The sequence below is a fragment of the Laceyella putida genome (assembly GCF_042665195.1).
Classification (GTDB): domain Bacteria; phylum Bacillota; class Bacilli; order Thermoactinomycetales; family Thermoactinomycetaceae; genus Laceyella; species Laceyella putida.
On record NZ_JBHTBW010000087.1, the window covers coordinates 28,673 to 48,533 of the forward strand.

Below are 19,861 nucleotides of genomic sequence, written 5' to 3' on the forward strand. Positions count from 1 at the left end.
TTTACCCCGCCTGTTTTTCTTGTTTCGCCGCAGCCATTTCATCCTGGCCACTTGCATATTCTTCTCGTCCTTTAGCTACCTCTACGATCTGAGGAGCGGCAAACATCAACTCGATATCTAAAGCTTTTAAAACTTGTTCGATTCGCTCCATACTAGCACCAGAGTATTCATAACGCTCATCACGGGAGACCTGAGAATTGGAGACCCCCATCCGGTTGGCCAACTCACTTTGAGTAAGGCCACGCCAAAGACGGAGTTTAATGAGGTGTGTGCCAATCTCTCCTAGCTTACAGGTATAAGGGTCAAATTCCCCGCGCATCACCCGCTCGTATTCCTCCACCTCTCGTTTGTCGTTGAGATGAAAGTTTTCTGCAAACCCAATCGCAATCTGAATCATCTGTTCCGTAAACCCTTGTTCCTCTAGCTTCTTTCTTTCTTCTTGAAGCAATTGTTCTTGTTTCTCTACCTTGGCTTTCAACTTTTTATACTCTTGTTCCGTACGAATCATGGCACTCATCCTTTCTTTAGTAAGATGATTCCCTTTTCGGTTCCGACCCGATCGTAGCGAAAGAACTCATCAAATTTACGAAGCTTGCCACCTGGATACCAGTCACCGGCATAAATCCCCCAACAATTTGGCATCAGCTCGACCTTCAAACGCTCCCACATCAGGGTTTGGCGAATCCCTTTTTCATCAACAAATTCGCGTTTCCAAATGCTCCAAATGGGTTCATCAAACTTCTTGTTAAGTTGCTCTGAGAAGATTTCAAAGTAGTCCAAGATCACTTCATGCCGCCTTACCTCATCCTCAATCTCCATTATCTCATCTGGGATCTGAAAATCATAAAAACAGTCAATATCTCGCGGTCTAGGTTTATCGCTACAAAATGACCCATCTACATAAATATGTTCGACCCCGTAATCCCAAAGATAAGGAACCAACCTCTCTAATCGATTAACCAAAGTTAGCCGCCATTCTGCATCCCATCCAGCAATCCAAGTTTCACCGTGTACAAGAACAGACTTTTTTAACTGATCAAAAGTTAACTCGTAAGTACCTGGGTCAAGATAACCGTAATCATTGAATCTAATCATAGTATACCCCTCACAACCTGAGATGAAACCCAATTCAACGAATGAACAAATTTGTTCACATCTTATATGGGTGTGTATGTTCATTTCTTTTATTCGATGCTTTTGTTCACATTTCCTTTGCCTGATTATATACAATTAAATAGATCAAATTACTAACACTTTACATAGATAAGCACTAACGATAATATAAGATTATCGATAATACTTTAAACAAATAAGTGAGGGGAGTAAGCCGATGAGAGATGATCACTCTGTTAACCATCACCTTGTTCCCGATGTAATACATCAAAGCGATAATGCATTAACACAGGAAATGGTTACACTCAATGAAGCGGCAATGGATTACATTCAACATTCATTGGCAGAAAATACACGCAAATCCTACGAAGCGGATTGGAAACATTTTGAACAGTATTGCAAGAGCAGAAATTTAAGATCTCTTCCCGCCGAGCCAGAGACCGTTGCAAACTACATATCGGAAATGGCCAGAGGCACAGCAGATGACTCGAGAAAGAAGCGCAAAACCTCTACCATCCAACGACGGATCATTACGATTCGCCGCTTTCATGAACTTTGGATCGCCTATCAACGAAATTTAGCCAAAGAGCAAGGAGTGCCCTTTCATGAAATGCTTAATCCAGCGAACTCGGTTGCGGTTAAAGAAACCTGGAAAGGGATTCAACGCAAAGAAGGGGAACGGGTCACGAAAAAGAGACCGGCTACCGCAGAGGTCGTAACGGCCATTTGCAAAGATATCCCCAATGACTTACAGGGAATTCGAGATAGAGCCATCTTGACACTTGGCTATGCCGGCGCTTTCCGGCGATCGGAGCTGTCCGCCTTGGATGTGGAGGATATAGAGGAAGCGAGCAATGGGTTATGGATCACCATCAAGCAATCCAAAACGGACCAGACGAAAAAAGGGGAACGAATTTTGATTCAATATGGACAGAGCGCAGAAACCTGTCCCATTCGGAACCTTCAACGTTGGCTAAAAGCGGCGGGAATCCAAAGTGGTCCCATCTTCCGCCGAATCGATCCATCTCGTAAAGAAGTCTGGCCACACCGATTAGGCCCTCAATCCATCAAAGATGCTATCAAACGAGTAGCGAAAAAGGCTGGATTTAACGAAGCAGATTTTGCCGGACATAGCGTCCGCCGGGGATTTATTACCACGACCTATGCCTTGGGGCATGGGGAGCATGACATCATGCAACACACAAGGCATAAATCGTTGCAAGTGTTCCGAGGCTATATCGATGACCTGAAGAAGTCGAAGAACAATCCAACATCGAATATGGGTATATAGAAGGTTTTTTGGGTAAGCAAACCAAGAACCTTTCTCAAGCCCCTATCCGCCTGAAGCTGGCCGAATTGCCGTCTCTCGCGGATTTAACGGTAGCAAATGCTACAGGACTCGTTGTCGGCAGGCTCTCAACGGTTCGTTACCTCACCGCCATCGTATACTACTGGTGGAACAGTAGGCTTCATCGCAGTGTGAAGCAGTTATTCAAGCGACTTTCACGTCGCAGAGGGAGCATCCATCGATTTTGGTATCATCTCCCCAGTAAATGGAATCTATTGTGTCGTGAGTCCTGAAAACAAAAAGCCTGTCAACCTGATCCGTTTTTCACTATTGGGAGGTTGACAGGCTTTTTTAGTTCCATTCCACTATGGGTGCAATTAAAACGAGAATCATGAAGGATGGTTATTTAGGAGGATATGCTGGTATTAGTTTCCATTCCACTATGGGTGCAATTAAAACTCCTAATTGAATGAAGACCTATTTTAGCATGTCTTTGCGGTTACGTGAAAGTTTCCATTCCAAAATGGGTGCAATTAAAACGGAGAACTGCCGGACGGCTATTATGATTCTCACAAAATATACGTTTCCATTCCACTATGGGTGCAATTGAAACCCACATGTCGAATGTCATTCTGGGCATTTTCCTCTTTGTAACGTGAAAGTTTCCATTCCACTATGGGTGCAATTAAAACGATCCGAACTGAGACCAGTTTTATGGGATTGGCTCCCCGAGACAGTTTCCATTCCACAATGGGTGCAATTAAAACCTTGGTTTTTCAAGGGTTTTGGGAGATGCCATTTTTTCCAATCCCCTTAAACACCTTGATTTTACTACGTTTCCAAAAAGTCTGTCAACCTTCTCTATCTCCAAAAACCCGGGGGGTTGACAGACTTTTTGATATTAAAAGATCGTATCGATATCATATGAAGAGGGTAAGCCTAAGACTTGCTTTCTCATCAACTTAGATGAAGACATGATAAAAAAGATTACTTGGTCTTCTTGTGGCTGAATCACCTGTTTGAGCTGGTATTGCAGTTCGTTTAGTTTCTTTTCACTGATCATTCCTTCGAAGGTGGAATTTTGAATATGGAAGAGGTATTTTTCAAAGATCTTCTTTACTTTAGCAACTCTCTTAACGTTCACGTCATACATGCTGGGGGGACATCCTAGAACCTTTCTCTTTTTTTCTGACTGTCTCAAAAAGGTGTTCGGCTAGGTGCAAAAATGAGCCTTCTTCCCCTCCGAGACGGTTCCATAAACCCATGTGGTATAATCACACTAAATTTAATCGCGGAGTGATCAGTATGAGCATCGATGAAAACATCATGAGTTTTATATATAAGGAAAACAAACAGCTGGCACTTCCTTATCAACCAGGCGACATCATTCCTGTCCGGATTACCAAGCTGGTAGACTATGGAGCGTTCGCGGTGACGAAAGATCAATATCTCGCTTCAGGCCTTATTCATATCTCCCAGATTCCAGAAGGGTTAGAATTACAAACCATGCAGATCATTGAAGCGGAAGTCCGCCAAGTGAAGGACGGGAACAAACTGGAACTCAGCCTGATGCATCATGATAAACAGGAAAGTCCGTTTAAAGTATTGGCTAATATCAAAGAACCATTGCCAGAGAAACAGGCGCCGGCCGATGAAGTACAAGAAATCATCCAATATCTCTCCAGGGAATTCGGCTTAGTGTCTGAAGAGTCAAAACAAAAAGTTGAAGAGATGGTAAGGGAAATGGGGGTGTTCCAGTTTACGATGGCTATGACAAAGACACTCCCTACATTCAAGCGGGATCTTGTTTATCATTTTCTCAAGGAGATGGAACAAGGGAGGGAGCATCTTTGACCCGGCTCGCTTCCGCTTTACACGGCATCTGTGGGAACGATTAGAGCAACGGTTGGGGAAAGGCTGGTGCGGGCGAGACATTGATCAATTAATTAAGGAAAGCCAAGTCTTGCTTCAAACAGAAGATCACCTATATCTGTATCATCCAGGTGAAGATATTCGTTTTCCCTGTGTGAGAGACGGTGACCAGTGGGTAATCAAGTCAGTGATCGTACAAGGGATGTGGATGGAGGCGAAGAAATAATATTAGTGCTTATAAATAAATTAATCGAGAGAAAAAGCCTAATGTTCACCTGGAGAAACCCGTTTGTATTTATAGGGAGAGAAAATGAATATCATGAATAGAAAAGCGATTTTACAAGGCATTTTCAAATGGATGATTGGCCTTATCGTGATTGCAGTATTGATGATGCTTGCTTACTTTGGATTTAAAATTTGGATGGAATATGCGAACTCAGATTCGTTTAAAGGAGAAGTGAATGCGGCCATAATCACAGGACTTGTCGGGATATTAACGTTAATAGGGACGAGTGTGCTAACAGCTTATTTTAATTACCGTTCACAAAGGTTAACGATTCGAGATGAAATGTTTAAAAAGCGATGGGAGGTATATAACGAACTTAAATCAATAGCACGTCTTCTCTATTTCAAAATCGACGATTTTATACATGACCCTTCAATGGAAAATATTGTTCAAATACAAAATATCCAAACAGAATTTACCATGTATTTTGAGAAAAACAGTCTGTATTTATCAACCGAAGTAAAGAATCGGGCTATGCAGTATCGTTGGGCTACTAAGGCTTTTGTAGATCTAATTACTCAAAAAAATTCAGAGTGGTTCGATGCTTTTCTTGAAAAAGATACAATAAGTTATGATTTAACCAGAGAGGAAATAAAAAGATTACCAACGTATTGGGATATAGAAAAACCTATACTGGAAGCCAGTACAATTTCAGATGAATATATGATTACGAATATAAATTCAAATCACAAATTTGGAAGGAATTAGGTCTTTCATCTATTGAAAAAGAACTACAAAACTTAAGAAAATAATTCAACGCTTTCGCTACTTTCGTATTTAAAACTCTATTTCTTGGTAAGTTCAAGGTGATAGCACTAATGCTTTGGCCCAGCTTGTTTCCGCTTTACTGGATGGAAGCGAAGGAATAAACGTAAGGGTGAAAGGAAAGATCTTTTAATGACCTCACCATATTTTGAATATCTAAGTGAACCCTTTCGGAATCGGTTTGATCACTATGCCAACAGCTTGACTAAGCGAAGAATTATCTTGAATTGGCCCAAAGACAAGGAGCGCATCAAACGTCAGTTGTATAAAGATGATGTCTACCTGGACGATCAATTCATGAGATACCTGACCAATTATTTCAATGAAATCAAACCCCTTCTCCTTCAATCCTATCAAGAAGAATACCCCGGAAAGCATCCAACACCCATCGAACTAATCAATTGGATGAGGGATTGCATGATTGTTTCACGTCTGCTTGGAAGAAAAAAAGAAATGAAAACGTGGATAGAAATCATTAAGGTTTGCGATTGGTTACGAGAAGATAACCTGATGAAAATATAAAAGGCTGAGGAAACCCTCAGCCCTGATTTTTACCAACCAAATCCACCAGATCCAAATCCAGTACCACTGCTACCTCCGCCACCACCATTATTATCATCGTCGTCGTCATCGTCATCCCACCAGCAATTCCCGCCTACATTTTTGACCGCTTCCCGTAGCTTCCGTTGATATTCTCTCTCTTCTTCCTCCTCTTTTTTGCGCCTCGCCTCCGCCTCCGCCTCTTCCAGTTCCCGCTTCTTTTGCAACTGGCGCTGGTACTCCGCCTCCAAGTCGTCCCCTTCAAGATTCGATCCCGCAAAATCAGACATTCTTCCGTATTCGGACTTTTTCTTTCTTCGATCTCTGCCAAAGAATGGCATGTGATCCCCTCCATTTTTATTTAATGGAGGATGTGGTAAACTAGAGATGGTCGATTCTCAAAAGCACCTCACTTCGGTGGGGTGTTTTTCATTTGTTTACCTCATCCTTAACTATATTATATAAATTTTAACTCGATTTGTAAATGAAAAAATGAATATATAAAAAATAAAATCAAATCATTTATCAGAACTAAAAAAAGAACCCCGAAGGATTCTTTTTCACACCATCGCCAATAACGCCGCTTTGCAAATCAATTCCGGCAAGGCGTCCCCCTCCACCGTGACGTCATCCACCGATACTTGCACTTTCTTGCCGATTCGGATGACCACTTCTTTCCCTCTCTCCTGTAGATGTTTCACTACCTGAAACGCATGGGAGATATCTGCGGAGTAGAAGGGAATCGAACTATGTACAAACTTCGGATGTTGAACCATGCTCTCATCCGTTTTGGACATCATTTGCCATATGGCTTCATCGGATAACATGAATCCTGGAGGCAACGCGTCCAAGTCGGGTACATCCGAAATCATCTTCCCCATGACTTGATCGGCCACCATTCGATCTAATTCCCTTCCCTGTTGCATCGCTAAGATGCGTTGTTGCTCTGTCATGGTCCCAACCTTCCCTATTCTGTCTCTCCTAAGGATACCAGAAGGATGAACCATCGCGAATGAAAAAAGCTAACCCGCTGGTATTGGGGTTAGCCTAAAGCACGCTTATGACTCTTCTTTACATGCTGCTGAACAGTAGTAGGGGTCGTTTCCTATCGCCAGCTCCCGCGGCACATCTGTTCCACAGACAGAGCAGAATACATAATCCCCATAGTCTATGCCTCGGAACTACATTGGCCGACTCACCATCTCATGGATCTCTTTATCGGTCAAGTCGAACCGCTGCAATTGCCATAGAACATTTGCGGCGTTTTGAAGAGGGAGCCCGGCGTTGTTCGCTAGGGCCCGGGCAAGATTCTTTGATTTCATCGAATGTACCAAGATGTTCACTCCCTTTATTAGAATGATGGAGAGGGGATATTCCCCCTCTCGTTAGCCACGGTAGAACTCTTCCGATTCATTTAAACCCTCGTTATATTCTGATTCGTCTTTGTAGACTGTGACGTAAATATCACCTTCTACATAAACGATTTTGGCTAAATCCACTTCAGATACCCACACTCGGCGATGACCGCCATCCGCCCATTCCACTTTCTCTTCAAACAGTACCGGGATATCTTGTTCAACCTCATACCCTTTGAAAAGGGTAAAACCTTTATATTCGCCTTCTTTATCCGTCGGATAACAATACTTCGCAATGAAACCATCCAAGTCACCGACTTCTTCAGAATTCGCGTAATCCAGCATTTCCATATCAAACATGTTGTGTTCCTCCTATCATTTTTTCGGGGGAGATTTGATTTATTTATTTATATTTGTATTATATCAAAAATAAATTGATATGTAAATTATAAACTTAATATAAATAGAACGGAGGATGATGGATGGCCTCTTATTTCAACAGTGTGACAATCAAAGTGATGATGCTTACAATAACACTAAGCTGTTCCCAGGTGATATACATGAACATTTCCCCTTTCATTCAGCAGTGAGTTATCTCACTATACATTACCGACAACACGGAAGAATCGCACACATACAAATGAAAAGTTTTAAGAGCTTGGATCAGCTAATAGACCGCGGCATACGGATAATCCTTTACTCGGTTTTTTTCACAGTTCGCGTCCAAAAAAAAGGACCCCTTATTAGGGATCCGGCTTAAAAAACGCTATTTTTCCTCAGCCTTATCTTCGCCACAAACCATCTCATCTAGCTTATCCAAAAGCATATTTGCCTCGTCTCGCTTTGCATGAAGAACCGCTAATTGGAAACTCGCAAAAGCTTGGTCAGTTTCATATAACTTCTCATAATGTTTTATTTCCTTATCCAGATATGGCACTCTTTCATTTTGAAGCCAGTCAATCACTTTCTCCATCACTGCAGGATCATAAGTCCAATTTTTTGTCATTTGATCACCTCTCACACGGATTACTAATATCCAAACGCATACCTTCTAGACAACTGCCGACCAATCACAAATATGGTTTCTTGGCTTTGCTTGGCGGGTTCCAGCTCTTGGCATTCTTGCATGACCTCTAAATTCTTCTTATTGGCCTTGAGCAAACCAGCCGCCTTCATTCGTTGATCATAGTAAGCCAAGTCTTTAGGCATGACGAAGTAGAAGCGATCGCAATAGGCCAGATACCTTTCCCATTTCTCGTCACGGTAAAAATCGTGAAGATGCGCTTTGCACTCTAAGATGCAGATTTCGCCCTTCTCGTTATAACCGATCACATCCACACGAAGGTTACCTGGCAAAGTGAGTTCCGCTGTGGCCACATAGCCTTGGCTGTGTAGCCATTTTAGTCCCAAAGCTTGTAATTCCCCATGCTTCTCTAAATCAATCGAAGCAAACTGATTGGAACGATTAAGCGATTCCGCAAAGGATTCGGGCTTACGCTTTCGGAGCTCTCTTAACTCCTCTTCATCTCTCGCAATTTTCAATTCAATCTGCTTGATTTGTCTTTTTATAGAAGTCAGTTTTTGACCCTTAATCTCCTTGAGGGATTTAATCCCGTGGTATTCAGCATCATCAGCTGGAACCCACCACGTAAAGGGGGAGTCAGCACTTGGAACATGATCAGGATCATAAAAAACCCGATATCCACGTTTTACTCTTTTCCGATATTCTTCAACCAATGCCCCTACATCGTTAACCCAATGGACATAATCATCTTCATCTGAGCTATAGTCATTCCACTCCTTGTTGAAGGAGACGATCCCTTTTTTCTTCAAGTTCTTTTGCCATCGATAATCCAACCGTTTGGCAAGGCATAGCTTCCCCTTCTTAATTCCTAGATGGTCCATGAAAAACTCAAAGGCTCGATCGTCTTGGAGTTCTTTCAAGATCGGTATTGTTTCCCTTAGCTTTTCTTGTTCCGCCCTGGCCATTTCCAAGGCTTCTTGTAGTTTTTCCTTTTCTTTCTCTAGTTGGTTAACGGTGACTTGGACTTGGCTACCAACCGACCTTAACCGTTTTCGCTTCTCTTCAAGCAAATCTGGATACTTCGCTAACTCATCTCGCTTCATCTCAGGATCAACCGCCATGAGGATCTCACCGATGCCGGCCCAATCCTTGTCCTTGAACATCTTGATGAGGACAAGTCCCTTCAAGCCAAGTTCCTTCCACTTATCAACGTGTTCCGGTTGGCCAAACCGTTCCAACTGAATCAGGCAGTTATAGAATTGGGATAGCTTCTTGGATTGAGACTCGGTGAATCCATGATCCTTCAGTTTCCCTGGTTTCCATCCTTCCGCGAGACGTTCTAAAGCCCATAAGCTCCTCTCATCCTTGCCTGTAATCAACACTCTCTCCTCCAGTACTCGGGGTACTTTGATTGGAGTGTATCACGGAAGTAAAAAAAGAAAAACCCTCTTGATCATCAAGGGGTTTCATACTCCCATTCGATTCAATATGGAGATAATAAACGTCAACGAACCAATAAACACAATAAACTCATCCTTGTAATTCACAGGCAGAATCGCAACCACCATGACCAGAAATAACGCATAACTCTCGGGTCGAGCCGCCCCATGTTTATGCATAAAAAAGAGAATGACACCGGCAAATAATAACGCAACAATATAAATCACAAATTTCTTCCTCTCTTATTCTTTTTTGAATATGTTCTCTCCCCCAAAAATAAAACCCTTCCATCAGGAAAGGTCATCACCGGTTTTTATGGCAAATCCTCACATACCACGCCGTCCCCATCACCATCTAACTTATATGGATCGCTAGGGCCTGCTTGCTCAAAGAAGGACTGTGCCTCCTTTTGAGTGCGGAAGTCGCTACAGTCTTTATCTGGGATATTGGGGTTAGGCTCTCCTTTTGCGATTCCGTTGATTGGGGTGCCGGCATTTAAGTTGTTGCTCTTACACCACTTCTCCTTCTTGTATCCATCATCCGTAGCATAACCAGGACACTGCCATACCCCTTTTTTCGCCGCCTGGGCCACATCCTCTGCTTTTCGGTATTCATCCAAGTGATTCTTCGATTCATATATGTAACCGACTCTGGCCAGTCCTTCTTTCAAGAGAGCTTGCTGTACACTTTGATTATCAGCATAGATATGAGCCAAAAGGCGATCATATTTGTCCCGCTTCTCCCTATCCCATTCCAAGTACACTTGCTTTGCGTTGGATAACAGCTTGTTGGTAAACGCCTTGGCTTCGGGTCCAAGCGGCTGCTCTCCAAGGCGTGGGTGTGATGTTTCGGGAGTGTCAATGAGAAGGAAGCGAACCGATTCTACTTTTCCGTTAATCTCAAACCTGGCTGTATCGCCGTCTACGATCTCCACGAACTCCACCTTTTGTTTCCCATCCTTAGGTACTTCTGCGATGGGATAAGGTTTTTGAGCTTGAGGGTTTGAGCACCCCGATAAAATGAACAACACAGCCAGTATGAGAAAGAAAGCCTTTTTCATGAAATCCCCCCCTTAGGTTATATATTTCGTGTAAGTTCAATATAAGTCCAAAAGCGGCATGATCAATTCCATACAGGATTCTCTACCTTCACCCCGTCGCCATCAAGTTAACTTAACTTGATAGGTATGTTTTTTATTCTAAAAGTAGGTTGATGACTTCCTTTTTCCCGTTCCATTGGATTTCAACAGATTGAGAGGTGTCGTTAGGATAGCCCCAAGAATATTGCGTCATGGTCTCGGATTTTCCTTCTAAGTTGGTGATGAACGAACCTTTCTGAATGACTCGTTCTGGACTCTTCCAAGTAAACGTTGCTTTAAGACCAGACTTGTTCTCTTGTTTACCTTTATAGATAAACTGAATGCTTTCTTTTACGCGGAATCCATGAATCTCATATCCTCTGTTGACATTCCATTCCTTTCCATAGGCTCCGCCACTCCCCACTACCTCTGGAAAATACCAAAAATAATGTGCAATTAAGATCAAAACAGCGATACCGAATATAGCGAATCTTTCCTTCATGATCTCTCCATCCTTTTTCAGTGATTAAGAAGGACAGGAACAATATAAAATCACATTCTAAACGTCATTATATCTTCTGATCCTCCAACAATGTTATATTATCAAGTTTTCATATATATCGAATATAAAAATACCAGGGCAAGGGCCCCGGTTGTTGATTGTTATCCTGTTATTTTAGTTAGCGTCCCTGAAAATCATCCTTACTGCTCAATCGTTATCCAACAATCGTATCCCTCTTCATACTCTTCCAAGCACTGGTCGTACAGCAAATATTCCGGTTCGACTTGCACCGTGGATTTAACTTCATTACGGCAAGTCGCATCTTACGTCTACTCCTCCTTTCATAATCAGTTTTGCAACCATTAACAATTATGTCACTACACAATTTTTTACAAAAGAAAACCCTCCTCAGCAGAGGAAGGATGGTGACGGGAGGTAGCACCCGCCAATTTACTGCCTAAAGTATGTAGGTTGATCAATTTATCCTTCATACCACCGTTCGTCAATTGTCCATACACCGCATTTATTGCACCAGTTTAAAACAAATACCCGTTCAGCAATATGTTTTCTCCTTTAATCATTCACAATCAAACTCAATGGTTTCACGTAACTCTTCAAGTGCGCGTCTTTCCTCTTCTGTGAGAAAGTGTTCTTTTTCCTGTTGTTCCAGCCATTCTAATTGCTTATCGAGAAAGTCTTTATCGCCCATCCCGATCCCTCCAGCTCGATCTTTATGTTCTTTGCTCCTAGTTGGCGGTAATAATGCTCCAACCCTTCGCGAAGCAAATCAAACTCTTCCGGATCTTTTGACGTGGTGACCTGTCCATTCACACTTTTGCAAATTCCGGCCAGCTCCATGGATACTGTATATTTCACCTTTCTTTCCATCATGTTCCCTCCAAGAAGGCGGCGCATGGCCGCCCTATAGTGTGATACGCTCCAATTCATGCAACTCCAAAAATTCTTCTTCCGTAAGTGTCCCGTTCTCTTCCTTTTGCTGAAGCTCGTCTATCCGATCAACGCGTTGTTCAACAGACCATTCATGGTAATTTTCCATCCCGTTCCCTCCTCACTCGACATTCACAACCTGCAAATATTCTGCGGCAAAATATCCGCTAAACCCTTCGAGAAAAACGAGTCTTTGTTCACCTTTCATGAATTCGTCTGATTTACAAGTCCACACCTTTCCGCGATGCGCGTCAGCTTCTAGACATGTGTGCATGACTACCTTGTCGCCTTTTCTCAACATCCCGTCCCCTCCCTCATTCCCACTCGTACTCGTCAGGCTCTTCTTCCACCAGAGACATAAATTCATTGACAATATCTTCATGTAAATCGGGGTCCCGATACAACTGAGCAGGGGTCAACCCACTCTCCTTCAAATACTCTTCAAACCGCATTCTGCTCCCTCCCTCATCCCCGCCATATCTTTGGTGGGATTTGATCCACCGGCGCACAGTGATCGATTTTGAAATCTTCCGGCTTATAAAACGAACTAGCTTCAGCTAGGCTTTTCACCCAAGCCTTGCGAGCTTTCTTTTTTGCCTCCTCCTCATCCCGAGCGCGGAAATACCCTAGTACTGTCATACCATCAGGGTCTTTCCCCTTTACAGAGAAGTGGCGAACCACATTATCCATTCCGTTCCCTCCTTGGAAGGCGGCACCTGGGGCCGCCCATGTTATTCAAATCGTTTCAAATATTTCGCGTAAGCTTCCGCTTCCCTCCGTTGATCAGCAGAAAAAGACTTCAACGTTGATTCTTTCCCTACGATCCAGACAACCCAACACGTCGAAGTTCCATAAACTGATTCATTCGCATCCATTCTATCAATTTCAACCTTACTCACTGTTATTTCTCCCTTTTAGAGCGCGACCCCAGTTAGGAGTCGCCTAATATTTCAAGTCATAATCTGTACTACTGATCTCGCCTTCTTTGAAAAGCGATGGTTCGTATTGAATCTGATATTCGTCACCGTATTTGTTCAAATCTATGTTCCGACTAACGGCAGTTACCGCGTCGTCTTCATTTTCTGCTAGAACGTTTGCTGTATTTGATTCTAAGATATCGCGTCTATTGGAACGAATAACCTTCCACCGAACTGCGTAAACCTTCTGATTTTCTGATTCAACATCGCCGAATATAAACAATATCCTCTCCCTTTCGTTCAGTGTTTTTGTTTGTTTCTATTATTATATTATCAAATATAGATTAATATGTAAATTTGAAACATAAAAAATAAATATGGTTTGAACTCATTATTAAAGGCACGACCCATAAGCCGTGCCTAGATAGTGATATCCGTTGTTCGATCCCCTTCATTTGGTTGTACCCATACTTCCTCGCTATCCATTAGCCATACACCTGCTTTAGCTGCCATTAGGCTTCGTAAGATCGTTTCCCCTATCGCCTTTGCTGCGGCGGGTGGAACGGCATTCCCAATTCGTTCCCGCCATCTCGCTTCGTTGTTTCCTGCCAACTCTAACAGTTTCCCGTTCACATGAGTTGGAAAGCCTTGGAGTATAGCTAACTCATACGTCGTTAACGGTCGATGCCAGCTCCAATCCTCCGAGATAATGATCTATTGTCCCTTATCGTTCAAGGGTGGAATATGTGGTCAGGCACTGGTTGAACATGTGTAAGCCAAGATAGTATTACTGAGTTGCATAGATTAACATAAAAAAAGCCCCTAAGGGCCGGATTATATCTGCTTTAAATCAATCATCATCTCTTTTCTAATCTCTTTTAACTTTGCATCCAATTGGGATTGGTAATTGCCTGATGGTTGCTCAATACGTGCAAGCTGGATGAACTCTTGTATAAGAGTAGCGACTTTGTCTGCTACAAGAAAGTGATAATCGATGTCTTCTTTTACTTCATCGATCTCAAGAGCAGGCTTAAATTGAGGAGTTAAACATTGTTTACGAATAAGGATGAGCTTCTCTGTAAGTCGTGCATATAGTTGTGTTTTTTCCTGGATCATGGGAGTAAGGGCGGTTGTCTGCTGGAGTTTATCATTTGATTCATTCGTCATTTTTTGCATCTCAAGTGTGAGTTTACGATTGGCGTTAAGAGTAATGACGATCAGTATGATGTTTAAGATCATTGCAAGTAATGTAGAGAATATAGAAGCATAGAATTCTCCTGAGTGAATTGCGGCGTTAAGTTTGTCCCAGTTTGGAGTAAGGATTATTTTCCATTTGTTTTCTTCAAAATAAAAAGTAATAACTGTAACATAAAAATGAACATCATCCTTTAGTTCATTTACATCATTCAATTCTGACTCTATTTTCTTTATCTGAGTTAAATTCTTTTGCGGCTCCTTTTTCAACTCTTTAAGTTGCTTTAACAGATTGTCCTGTTTAATACCCAGTTGCAAGATTTTCTTATTTAATTCGTCTATCTTGTTTATATAATCTGAATAAGACGGCTGTTTAGTAATGAATTGATGAAAATCTTCATTAATGGATTGACTTCTCGCCGGAGTATAGCCTGCTTTTAAGTAAACAGCGCTGAAATTATGCCAATAGTCAACTAATGATTTGTTAATGTGTGATGATGATGCATTTAAATAAACTACATAACTTCCAGTTAAACTAAGTAAAATACAAACAACATATATCCATCTTTTGTATTTGGTAAGAAAATCGTGGACTATGTACCAGTTGAATATGACTACGATAAATATGATTTCTAAGATTGATAGATATATCGAATAGCGAACTGCGCCTTTAAAGAAGGTTACAACAACATAGTTCACAAGAAAGATTGCTGGTAGTAAGAAAAACAAACGATACTTCCCGAACCAGCTTAACCATCGCTTCAATCCATTCACCTCTTTTTATAAACAGTCAGGATAATGATTTGGCATATAACTAGAAAGAGCCCGTTCTCTATGAGTACAGGCCCGGTCTTGGGGAAAACAAACAAGAGGGATAATCACTCATCTCAGATTGCGAAGATGATTATAACATGAGTAATACAAAATCTAAAAGATACTCTTTGAATTCTTAATGTTTAGCAAAAGATGTTTCCAAGTTGTTCAAATCGAACAGGAGTGTGTTGGAGAAAGAGTCTAACTAAAGATTCTATTTAAATAAAAAGACAAGGCCATCTGTTCAGCCGGCGCTCCCGTCAACCATCGAAAGTCGGCGCATGCTTCCGGATCCGCATCCATTCCCACCACATTTTCATAGGTTCCAACCATACCTCGCCATTCTTCTCTGGCTTGACCGAACCCTACAGCACCGCCACCGCTACCACAAAAAAGGTGAGACACCTTGAATTTCATGATGTTACCTCCTCGTTGTCACATAGTTCTTTTATGTTAATCAGAAACCACCAGCCTTCCATTGATTCCTTGACTGGCTTAAATCCTGCCTTCTTTAATGAACGAGCGACTTTACAACTAGCTGTATAGATTTTAGCTATCTCTTTGTCCATTTCGACAATGGTTTCTCTCTTCTGGTCCATAACCCGCCACCTACCAGTGTTTGTTTAGGCTTTTGTAATACTCGTATAAACCTCTTTTCTTCAGGCTGGCTACCTTCACGCCAAGGGTATGTTCCGTTCTCCCTAGTGCAAAGGCCATGGTTTGTCGGTGATCCGTCTCCCAAAACTTGCAGAGGTATTCAAGATCTGATTCAGAAAACGGTCGCTTATGGTTTGGATGAAAATCAGGATGATATTCCATCCGGCCAAAACGGTCATATCGAATCTCGTTTTCTGATGAGGTTTTCATGATCATGTTGTCACCTCTCTAATCAAGTTTTCATCACAATTCAATTATATCAATATAAACTTAATTTGTAAATCATAAACATAATATAAAATGCTCCTTGTTTATAAACGGCGAGATCATCTAAGCAAAGAAAAAACCGGTCATCCGTTAGGGATGCCGGTTTCTCTTTCCCTTCGTATGCCCCCATGGTAAAATGGGGTTGGGTAATATTGTGATACGTGGCCTCGACGGTGTGCAGACCGATCGGGGCCATTTATGCTGGCGGGGGCTCCGGTGTTTCTAATCCAGTATCCGTGATCGGCTTTGGGGGTCTGATACTATCCAGCAACATCACCAATCACCTCCTCTCTCATGATGAGATGTCTAGCGACGATCCACTTCATCTGGGTGACCCATCTTCATCATCTCCCTTCCCATCATCAATGAGGCGGAAAATTTCATTGATACCTTCAGCGGGTATTTCCACCCTTAATTCCAACCCATTTTCGTCAACCCACTGCACCACTCCCTCACACTTATATTTGCTCGTCAGAACCGTGATTTTCTCGCCGAATTTGACTTCATCCAAACCAATCACAATCCACTTTTTCAACTAATCACACCTCGAAGACGGATATATTTACGACTTCGTATATATAATTTACACTATCGCGAATATGCTGTCAATCATTTCTTGTAAAAAATTTCGAGATCGTGTAAATTAGGACTAAAGGAGGGGTGGAACCATGGCGCTATCATTTGAACCACTTCGGATATACTTTGTTAAAAAGAAAAAGGACAAAATGGATCTAGTCAATGAAGTCAAACTCAGCCCGTCAACCGCCGCGAAGGTCTGGAATGACCGTTTCCCTCTAAGGACTGATGTGATTGATCGGATATGCGAGACATATGATTTGGAAATTGAACAGGTGATTAAACGTGAGAAGCCAGGGGATGAGTAATTGCCCTGGCTTGATTAGTATCCCTTCTGGACACCCATTACTATTTTCACAAGGAGACCAAAGTAATTTATATGCTAAGAGATCGTCGCCTAACCCCAGGCGGCCTTTTTATGTGGCGGTTCTACTAATGAGGGAAGCAACATATGTTGCAACAAAATTTATAAAAATAGACGATTACGTAATTCTATTAATGTAATTTATAATAAAATCATAATAAATAGTTAAATAAAGGAGAGTCATTCATTGACAGAATCGCATATTAAGGGTAAATGGTATCTTCAGACATGGTTCATTGTCATTCTTTTTGTTCTTTGGCCCTTTATCATCCCTGCTTTCATTGGAATTTTCTCGTCGTAAGACAAGCCAAATATAAACGTAAGTTAATCGAAGAATGGGAGAAAAGCGGATTTGGTGATCTGATTCAAATACAAGAACAGAAAGAGAAAGTGGAAAAGCAGATCAAGGATTTGGAAGTAGAAAAAGGTGTTTGGGAACAACGAATCAAGGATGTGGAGAAAAAGAAACTGAAAAGAGAAGAGGAAATGAACCAGACGATTGAAACCTTAACTCAAGAGATCGCGACAAAGAAAAAAGAGATCGTGATCTTGGATGAGGAGTTATTGTATCAATCCTTTGGGATTTACGAACCTAAATACAATTTGACTACTTCAGCTGAATATAAGACGCGGTTGGATGAGATTAGAGCCAAACAAAAGCAACTGGTTAAGGAAGGCCGTGCAACGGATCATGTGGAAGGTTGGACGCTAGAGGGTAGTGCCCAAAAAGGACGGGCTATGAATAAGAACAATATTAAGATGGCTGTCCGCTCGCTTAATATCGAGTGTGACGAGGCGATTTCTAAAGTGAAGTTCAATAATATCGAAACGATGGAGAAAAAGATTCGGAAAGCCTATGATACCATCAACAAGATCAATAAGTATAACCGCATTTCCATTCGCCCAGAATATTTACAATTAAAACTAGATGAATTATACCTTGCATATGAGTATGAACAAAAGAAACAGGAAGAGTTGGAGGAACAACGGCGGATTAAAGAAAGAATGCGCGAGGAAAAACGCGTTCAAGAAGAAATTGAACGAATGAAGAAAAAGATCGAAAAAGAAGAAACCCACTTCAAACAAGCTATTGAAGATCTTAACTTCAAAATGCTTGCTGCCAATGAGAAACAAAAAGCCCTACTTGAGGAGAAAATCCGAGAACTCGAAGCGAAACTGGCACAGGTCGAAAAGGACAAAGAAAAAGTCCTTGAGCGTGAACAAAACACTCGTGCCGGCTATGTCTATGTCATTTCCAACATCGGTTCCTTTGGAGAGAATGTGTATAAAATCGGCATGACCCGTCGTCTAGAGCCTATGGATCGTGTAAAGGAACTTGGAGATGCATCTGTCCCATTCACGTTTGATGTTCACGCTATGATTTTTAGCGAAGATGCTCCTCAATTGGAAAAAGCTCTACATATGGCCTTTCATCATAAACGTTTAAATAAGGTGAACGAACGAAAAGAGTTCTTCAGGGTAAATCTTGAGGAAATAGAAAAGGTCGTTAAAGAAAATCATAACAAAGTCGTCGAATTTACTAAACTTGCCCAAGCTGAAGAGTATCGGAAATCCATAAAGATGGAAGAAGAGAACAAGCTAGTTGCTGTAAAATAGAATAAGGAACAAAATGGAGCTTATGTGTCAAGGGATTATTATTTCATTTGCTATTGGGTGCCAGCCATTCCCCAATGAACCATGAGGCTTTTGTCTTTTAATTTGCACACAAAAAAAGGGATGCTTACCACCCCTATATGATCATTTCGTTTCGTTCAATTATGTTCTTAACCATCTGACAAAAGGCATTGTAGGCTTGAATCATTTCGCGCTCTTTATCCTGATTCAATAGTTTAGATGCCTCCAAAATCAAATCCCGCAACTTTTTCAAATCCTTTTCATCCACTCCAGACGATTCGCCAAGTTGTTTCAGTTGATTCAACATATGAACGATCATTGGGTCTGTCAGTGCGCTCATCTTTTCGCCTCCTGTATGGTACAATGTCGTTATCTCGTAATTTTTTCTGGAGCCCCCCGGTGTGCCACCACCCAGGGGCCCTTTTCATATTGCCACTCCCGTCTCCCCGATCCATCCTATCAACGGTTCGACGATTCCATTTCTTTTTGAATAAGCTTGTCAATACCTGTCAGTACTTGTTTCTGTCCACCTTCATCATTGAGAAGCTGAAGGAAACTCAACTCTCCTATTCTAAGTTTGGAATGTTCCACAAGGCCATCGATCACCTTTTCGGTTTCATCCTCAAGTGTGAATTGGGCAATCTTCTTTTTGTTCATGGCCGGATCGGAAACCATTTCAAGAAACGGCGGGTAAGTGATACGAGCTAGATGACCAATGACACAATACTGACCGTCACCTATATATTTCTCTTGGATAATCCCCTCACGCTCGACGACATCGCGCAACTCTTTCAATATGTTTAGCCGATTCATTTTGCTTCCTCCTTGTTGCCCTCTTCTTTCTCGATGACGACATCTTCGATCTCAACCAGCCGCTGTTGCAGTTCGTTGACTTGGTTCAAAGAAACATCCAAGTCTTGCAAGTGCTTGCTAAAAAAAGCCAAGGCTTGATGGAGAATATCCAGTTCGGTTTCGCTCAGCCAAATGGGGAAACTGAAATCTTCTTCATTACATTGTTTCATATCATCTTCTCCTCCAATTCAAATGTAATAGTTAACTTATATTTTTATATTACTACATTATAATTAATTTGTAAATGGAAAACTAAAAAGATTATTCACCAACCACCCGTGCATGGATTTACAAAGGCAATATGATTGAAGAGGCGGATGGGGAACGAGTAGTCGTCCTTTTATTTTAACTTTACAATTTACATATTCGTTTAAC

33 protein-coding genes and 1 CRISPR repeat array are annotated in these 19,861 nt (G+C 41.7%); of the genes, 6 read left to right on the plus strand and 27 right to left on the minus strand.

Annotated features, from left to right (window positions below; translation table 11 throughout):
* Nucleotide 1 precedes the first annotated feature (1 nt).
* Complete coding sequence (locus ACFQNG_RS20435) at nucleotides 2–508, minus strand: helix-turn-helix domain-containing protein (protein WP_379867763.1); 507 nt, start codon at nucleotides 506–508, stop codon at nucleotides 2–4.
* Between the two features lie 5 nt (nucleotides 509–513).
* Complete coding sequence (locus ACFQNG_RS20440; protein ID WP_379867764.1) at nucleotides 514–1,095, minus strand: DUF6932 family protein; 582 nt, start codon at nucleotides 1,093–1,095, stop codon at nucleotides 514–516.
* A gap of 235 nt (nucleotides 1,096–1,330) precedes the next feature.
* Between ACFQNG_RS20440 and ACFQNG_RS20445 the strand changes: the two genes are divergently transcribed.
* Nucleotides 1,331–2,404, plus strand: coding sequence for a site-specific integrase (locus ACFQNG_RS20445; RefSeq protein ID WP_379867765.1), 1,074 nt, complete (start codon nucleotides 1,331–1,333; stop codon nucleotides 2,402–2,404).
* Nucleotides 2,405–2,756: 352 nt separating this feature from the next.
* Nucleotides 2,757–3,168: a CRISPR direct-repeat array (repeat unit 29 nt; unit sequence TTCCATTCCACTATGGGTGCAATTAAAAC).
* A gap of 134 nt (nucleotides 3,169–3,302) precedes the next feature.
* On the opposite strand, the gene cas2 is transcribed toward ACFQNG_RS20445, so the two are convergent.
* Complete coding sequence (cas2, locus tag ACFQNG_RS20450) at nucleotides 3,303–3,554, minus strand: CRISPR-associated endonuclease Cas2 (protein ID WP_379867766.1); 252 nt, start codon at nucleotides 3,552–3,554, stop codon at nucleotides 3,303–3,305.
* 152 nt (nucleotides 3,555–3,706) lie between these two features.
* On the opposite strand from cas2, the gene ACFQNG_RS20455 reads away from it, so the two are divergent.
* The 3 genes from ACFQNG_RS20455 (at nucleotide 3,707) to ACFQNG_RS20465 (ending at nucleotide 5,846) form a co-directional block, all read left to right on the plus strand.
* A complete protein-coding gene (locus tag ACFQNG_RS20455; RefSeq protein ID WP_379867767.1) occupies nucleotides 3,707–4,255 on the plus strand; it encodes a hypothetical protein in 549 nt (182 codons plus the stop codon).
* 337 nt (nucleotides 4,256–4,592) lie between these two features.
* Complete coding sequence (locus ACFQNG_RS20460; RefSeq protein WP_379867768.1) at nucleotides 4,593–5,267, plus strand: hypothetical protein; 675 nt, start codon at nucleotides 4,593–4,595, stop codon at nucleotides 5,265–5,267.
* Nucleotides 5,268–5,456: 189 nt separating this feature from the next.
* Nucleotides 5,457–5,846, plus strand: coding sequence for a hypothetical protein (locus ACFQNG_RS20465; protein WP_379867769.1), 390 nt, complete (start codon nucleotides 5,457–5,459; stop codon nucleotides 5,844–5,846).
* Between the two features lie 29 nt (nucleotides 5,847–5,875).
* On the opposite strand, the gene ACFQNG_RS20470 is transcribed toward ACFQNG_RS20465, so the two are convergent.
* The 21 genes from ACFQNG_RS20470 to ACFQNG_RS20570 form a co-directional block, all read right to left on the minus strand.
* On the minus strand, nucleotides 5,876–6,205 hold the full coding sequence (locus tag ACFQNG_RS20470) for a hypothetical protein (RefSeq protein ID WP_379867770.1): 330 nt from the start codon (nucleotides 6,203–6,205) through the stop codon (nucleotides 5,876–5,878).
* Between the two features lie 219 nt (nucleotides 6,206–6,424).
* Nucleotides 6,425–6,817, minus strand: coding sequence for a BC1872 family protein (locus ACFQNG_RS20475; protein ID WP_379867771.1), 393 nt, complete (start codon nucleotides 6,815–6,817; stop codon nucleotides 6,425–6,427).
* A 432-nt stretch (nucleotides 6,818–7,249) separates the two neighbouring features.
* Complete coding sequence (locus ACFQNG_RS20480; protein WP_379867772.1) at nucleotides 7,250–7,579, minus strand: hypothetical protein; 330 nt, start codon at nucleotides 7,577–7,579, stop codon at nucleotides 7,250–7,252.
* A gap of 406 nt (nucleotides 7,580–7,985) precedes the next feature.
* Nucleotides 7,986–8,225 carry a hypothetical protein gene (locus tag ACFQNG_RS20485; RefSeq protein WP_379867773.1) on the minus strand — a complete coding sequence of 80 codons (240 nt, stop codon included), beginning with the start codon at nucleotides 8,223–8,225 and terminating at the stop codon, nucleotides 7,986–7,988.
* Nucleotides 8,226–8,248: 23 nt separating this feature from the next.
* Complete coding sequence (locus ACFQNG_RS20490) at nucleotides 8,249–9,622, minus strand: MmcB family DNA repair protein (RefSeq protein ID WP_379867774.1); 1,374 nt, start codon at nucleotides 9,620–9,622, stop codon at nucleotides 8,249–8,251.
* 87 nt (nucleotides 9,623–9,709) lie between these two features.
* Nucleotides 9,710–9,910 (minus strand): hypothetical protein, encoded by a 201-nt coding sequence (locus ACFQNG_RS20495; protein WP_379867775.1) that lies wholly within the window; start codon nucleotides 9,908–9,910, stop codon nucleotides 9,710–9,712.
* Nucleotides 9,911–9,996: 86 nt separating this feature from the next.
* Nucleotides 9,997–10,617, minus strand: a complete 621-nt coding sequence (locus ACFQNG_RS20500; protein ID WP_379867776.1) for a thermonuclease family protein — start codon at nucleotides 10,615–10,617, stop codon at nucleotides 9,997–9,999.
* A gap of 259 nt (nucleotides 10,618–10,876) precedes the next feature.
* Nucleotides 10,877–11,263 carry a hypothetical protein gene (locus ACFQNG_RS20505; protein ID WP_379867777.1) on the minus strand — a complete coding sequence of 129 codons (387 nt, stop codon included), beginning with the start codon at nucleotides 11,261–11,263 and terminating at the stop codon, nucleotides 10,877–10,879.
* A gap of 577 nt (nucleotides 11,264–11,840) precedes the next feature.
* Nucleotides 11,841–11,972 carry a hypothetical protein gene (locus ACFQNG_RS20510; protein WP_379867778.1) on the minus strand — a complete coding sequence of 44 codons (132 nt, stop codon included), beginning with the start codon at nucleotides 11,970–11,972 and terminating at the stop codon, nucleotides 11,841–11,843.
* Entirely contained in the window at nucleotides 11,939–12,151 is a 213-nt protein-coding gene (locus ACFQNG_RS20515) for a hypothetical protein (RefSeq protein ID WP_379867779.1), read from the minus strand. Before ACFQNG_RS20515 ends, ACFQNG_RS20510 begins: the two co-directional genes overlap by 34 nt.
* Nucleotides 12,152–12,185: 34 nt before the next feature.
* On the minus strand, nucleotides 12,186–12,320 hold the full coding sequence (locus tag ACFQNG_RS20520; RefSeq protein ID WP_379867780.1) for a hypothetical protein: 135 nt from the start codon (nucleotides 12,318–12,320) through the stop codon (nucleotides 12,186–12,188).
* Between the two features lie 12 nt (nucleotides 12,321–12,332).
* Nucleotides 12,333–12,512 carry a hypothetical protein gene (locus tag ACFQNG_RS20525; protein ID WP_379867781.1) on the minus strand — a complete coding sequence of 60 codons (180 nt, stop codon included), beginning with the start codon at nucleotides 12,510–12,512 and terminating at the stop codon, nucleotides 12,333–12,335.
* A gap of 13 nt (nucleotides 12,513–12,525) precedes the next feature.
* Nucleotides 12,526–12,663: a hypothetical protein gene (locus ACFQNG_RS20530; RefSeq protein WP_379867782.1), complete on the minus strand. Its 138-nt coding sequence runs from the start codon at nucleotides 12,661–12,663 to the stop codon at nucleotides 12,526–12,528.
* Nucleotides 12,664–12,676: 13 nt separating this feature from the next.
* On the minus strand, nucleotides 12,677–12,901 hold the full coding sequence (locus ACFQNG_RS20535; RefSeq protein WP_379867783.1) for a hypothetical protein: 225 nt from the start codon (nucleotides 12,899–12,901) through the stop codon (nucleotides 12,677–12,679).
* A gap of 41 nt (nucleotides 12,902–12,942) precedes the next feature.
* Nucleotides 12,943–13,110, minus strand: coding sequence for a hypothetical protein (locus ACFQNG_RS20540; RefSeq protein ID WP_379867784.1), 168 nt, complete (start codon nucleotides 13,108–13,110; stop codon nucleotides 12,943–12,945).
* 438 nt (nucleotides 13,111–13,548) lie between these two features.
* The gene (locus ACFQNG_RS20545; RefSeq protein ID WP_379867855.1) at nucleotides 13,549–13,842 is read right to left on the minus strand and encodes a DNA cytosine methyltransferase; all 294 of its coding nucleotides are present in this window, start codon (nucleotides 13,840–13,842) and stop codon (nucleotides 13,549–13,551) included.
* Between the two features lie 120 nt (nucleotides 13,843–13,962).
* Nucleotides 13,963–15,087 (minus strand): hypothetical protein, encoded by a 1,125-nt coding sequence (locus tag ACFQNG_RS20550; protein ID WP_379867785.1) that lies wholly within the window; start codon nucleotides 15,085–15,087, stop codon nucleotides 13,963–13,965.
* A 249-nt stretch (nucleotides 15,088–15,336) separates the two neighbouring features.
* Nucleotides 15,337–15,552, minus strand: coding sequence for a hypothetical protein (locus tag ACFQNG_RS20555; RefSeq protein ID WP_379867786.1), 216 nt, complete (start codon nucleotides 15,550–15,552; stop codon nucleotides 15,337–15,339).
* Entirely contained in the window at nucleotides 15,549–15,734 is a 186-nt protein-coding gene (locus ACFQNG_RS20560) for a hypothetical protein (protein WP_379867787.1), read from the minus strand. The genes ACFQNG_RS20555 and ACFQNG_RS20560 overlap by 4 nt, the downstream gene beginning before the upstream one ends.
* Nucleotides 15,735–15,744: 10 nt before the next feature.
* On the minus strand, nucleotides 15,745–16,002 hold the full coding sequence (locus ACFQNG_RS20565; protein ID WP_379867788.1) for a DNA-entry nuclease: 258 nt from the start codon (nucleotides 16,000–16,002) through the stop codon (nucleotides 15,745–15,747).
* A 379-nt stretch (nucleotides 16,003–16,381) separates the two neighbouring features.
* Complete coding sequence (locus ACFQNG_RS20570; protein ID WP_379867789.1) at nucleotides 16,382–16,594, minus strand: hypothetical protein; 213 nt, start codon at nucleotides 16,592–16,594, stop codon at nucleotides 16,382–16,384.
* A gap of 133 nt (nucleotides 16,595–16,727) precedes the next feature.
* On the opposite strand from ACFQNG_RS20570, the gene ACFQNG_RS20575 reads away from it, so the two are divergent.
* Nucleotides 16,728–16,943 carry a helix-turn-helix domain-containing protein gene (locus tag ACFQNG_RS20575; protein ID WP_379867790.1) on the plus strand — a complete coding sequence of 72 codons (216 nt, stop codon included), beginning with the start codon at nucleotides 16,728–16,730 and terminating at the stop codon, nucleotides 16,941–16,943.
* A 269-nt stretch (nucleotides 16,944–17,212) separates the two neighbouring features.
* The gene (locus ACFQNG_RS20580) at nucleotides 17,213–18,616 is read left to right on the plus strand and encodes an SNIPE associated domain-containing protein (RefSeq protein ID WP_379867791.1); all 1,404 of its coding nucleotides are present in this window, start codon (nucleotides 17,213–17,215) and stop codon (nucleotides 18,614–18,616) included.
* Between the two features lie 133 nt (nucleotides 18,617–18,749).
* Here ACFQNG_RS20580 and ACFQNG_RS20585 read toward each other — a convergent pair whose 3' ends face one another.
* The 3 genes from ACFQNG_RS20585 to ACFQNG_RS20595 all read right to left on the minus strand — a co-directional run bounded on the left by ACFQNG_RS20585 (nucleotide 18,750) and on the right by ACFQNG_RS20595 (nucleotide 19,656).
* On the minus strand, nucleotides 18,750–18,974 hold the full coding sequence (locus tag ACFQNG_RS20585; RefSeq protein ID WP_379867792.1) for a hypothetical protein: 225 nt from the start codon (nucleotides 18,972–18,974) through the stop codon (nucleotides 18,750–18,752).
* 119 nt (nucleotides 18,975–19,093) lie between these two features.
* A complete protein-coding gene (locus tag ACFQNG_RS20590) occupies nucleotides 19,094–19,447 on the minus strand; it encodes a hypothetical protein (RefSeq protein ID WP_379867793.1) in 354 nt (117 codons plus the stop codon).
* Entirely contained in the window at nucleotides 19,444–19,656 is a 213-nt protein-coding gene (locus ACFQNG_RS20595; RefSeq protein ID WP_379867794.1) for a hypothetical protein, read from the minus strand. Before ACFQNG_RS20595 ends, ACFQNG_RS20590 begins: the two co-directional genes overlap by 4 nt.
* Between the last annotated feature and the right edge of the window lie 205 nt (nucleotides 19,657–19,861).

Bases quoted from the DNA above. Each gene is read 5' to 3' on its own strand.
- ACFQNG_RS20435 (WP_379867763.1), bottom strand. From the start codon at position 508: ATGATTCGTACGGAACAAGAGTATAAAAAGTTGAAAGCCAAGGTAGAG.
- ACFQNG_RS20440 (WP_379867764.1), bottom strand. From the start codon at position 1,095: ATGATTAGATTCAATGATTACGGTTATCTTGACCCAGGTACTTACGAG.
- ACFQNG_RS20445 (WP_379867765.1), top strand. From the start codon at position 1,331: ATGAGAGATGATCACTCTGTTAACCATCACCTTGTTCCCGATGTAATA.
- cas2 (WP_379867766.1), bottom strand. From the start codon at position 3,554: ATGTATGACGTGAACGTTAAGAGAGTTGCTAAAGTAAAGAAGATCTTT.
- ACFQNG_RS20455 (WP_379867767.1), top strand. From the start codon at position 3,707: ATGAGCATCGATGAAAACATCATGAGTTTTATATATAAGGAAAACAAA.
- ACFQNG_RS20460 (WP_379867768.1), top strand. From the start codon at position 4,593: ATGAATAGAAAAGCGATTTTACAAGGCATTTTCAAATGGATGATTGGC.
- ACFQNG_RS20465 (WP_379867769.1), top strand. From the start codon at position 5,457: ATGACCTCACCATATTTTGAATATCTAAGTGAACCCTTTCGGAATCGG.
- ACFQNG_RS20470 (WP_379867770.1), bottom strand. From the start codon at position 6,205: ATGCCATTCTTTGGCAGAGATCGAAGAAAGAAAAAGTCCGAATACGGA.
- ACFQNG_RS20475 (WP_379867771.1), bottom strand. From the start codon at position 6,817: ATGACAGAGCAACAACGCATCTTAGCGATGCAACAGGGAAGGGAATTA.
- ACFQNG_RS20480 (WP_379867772.1), bottom strand. From the start codon at position 7,579: ATGTTTGATATGGAAATGCTGGATTACGCGAATTCTGAAGAAGTCGGT.
- ACFQNG_RS20485 (WP_379867773.1), bottom strand. From the start codon at position 8,225: ATGACAAAAAATTGGACTTATGATCCTGCAGTGATGGAGAAAGTGATT.
- ACFQNG_RS20505 (WP_379867777.1), bottom strand. From the start codon at position 11,263: ATGAAGGAAAGATTCGCTATATTCGGTATCGCTGTTTTGATCTTAATT.
- ACFQNG_RS20510 (WP_379867778.1), bottom strand. From the start codon at position 11,972: ATGGGCGATAAAGACTTTCTCGATAAGCAATTAGAATGGCTGGAACAA.
- ACFQNG_RS20515 (WP_379867779.1), bottom strand. From the start codon at position 12,151: ATGGAAAGAAAGGTGAAATATACAGTATCCATGGAGCTGGCCGGAATT.
- ACFQNG_RS20520 (WP_379867780.1), bottom strand. From the start codon at position 12,320: ATGGAAAATTACCATGAATGGTCTGTTGAACAACGCGTTGATCGGATA.
- ACFQNG_RS20525 (WP_379867781.1), bottom strand. From the start codon at position 12,512: ATGTTGAGAAAAGGCGACAAGGTAGTCATGCACACATGTCTAGAAGCT.
- ACFQNG_RS20530 (WP_379867782.1), bottom strand. From the start codon at position 12,663: ATGCGGTTTGAAGAGTATTTGAAGGAGAGTGGGTTGACCCCTGCTCAG.
- ACFQNG_RS20535 (WP_379867783.1), bottom strand. From the start codon at position 12,901: ATGGATAATGTGGTTCGCCACTTCTCTGTAAAGGGGAAAGACCCTGAT.
- ACFQNG_RS20555 (WP_379867786.1), bottom strand. From the start codon at position 15,552: ATGAAATTCAAGGTGTCTCACCTTTTTTGTGGTAGCGGTGGCGGTGCT.
- ACFQNG_RS20560 (WP_379867787.1), bottom strand. From the start codon at position 15,734: ATGGACCAGAAGAGAGAAACCATTGTCGAAATGGACAAAGAGATAGCT.
- ACFQNG_RS20565 (WP_379867788.1), bottom strand. From the start codon at position 16,002: ATGAAAACCTCATCAGAAAACGAGATTCGATATGACCGTTTTGGCCGG.
- ACFQNG_RS20575 (WP_379867790.1), top strand. From the start codon at position 16,728: ATGGCGCTATCATTTGAACCACTTCGGATATACTTTGTTAAAAAGAAA.
- ACFQNG_RS20580 (WP_379867791.1), top strand. From the start codon at position 17,213: ATGGTATCTTCAGACATGGTTCATTGTCATTCTTTTTGTTCTTTGGCC.
- ACFQNG_RS20585 (WP_379867792.1), bottom strand. From the start codon at position 18,974: ATGAGCGCACTGACAGACCCAATGATCGTTCATATGTTGAATCAACTG.
- ACFQNG_RS20590 (WP_379867793.1), bottom strand. From the start codon at position 19,447: ATGAATCGGCTAAACATATTGAAAGAGTTGCGCGATGTCGTCGAGCGT.
- ACFQNG_RS20595 (WP_379867794.1), bottom strand. From the start codon at position 19,656: ATGAAACAATGTAATGAAGAAGATTTCAGTTTCCCCATTTGGCTGAGC.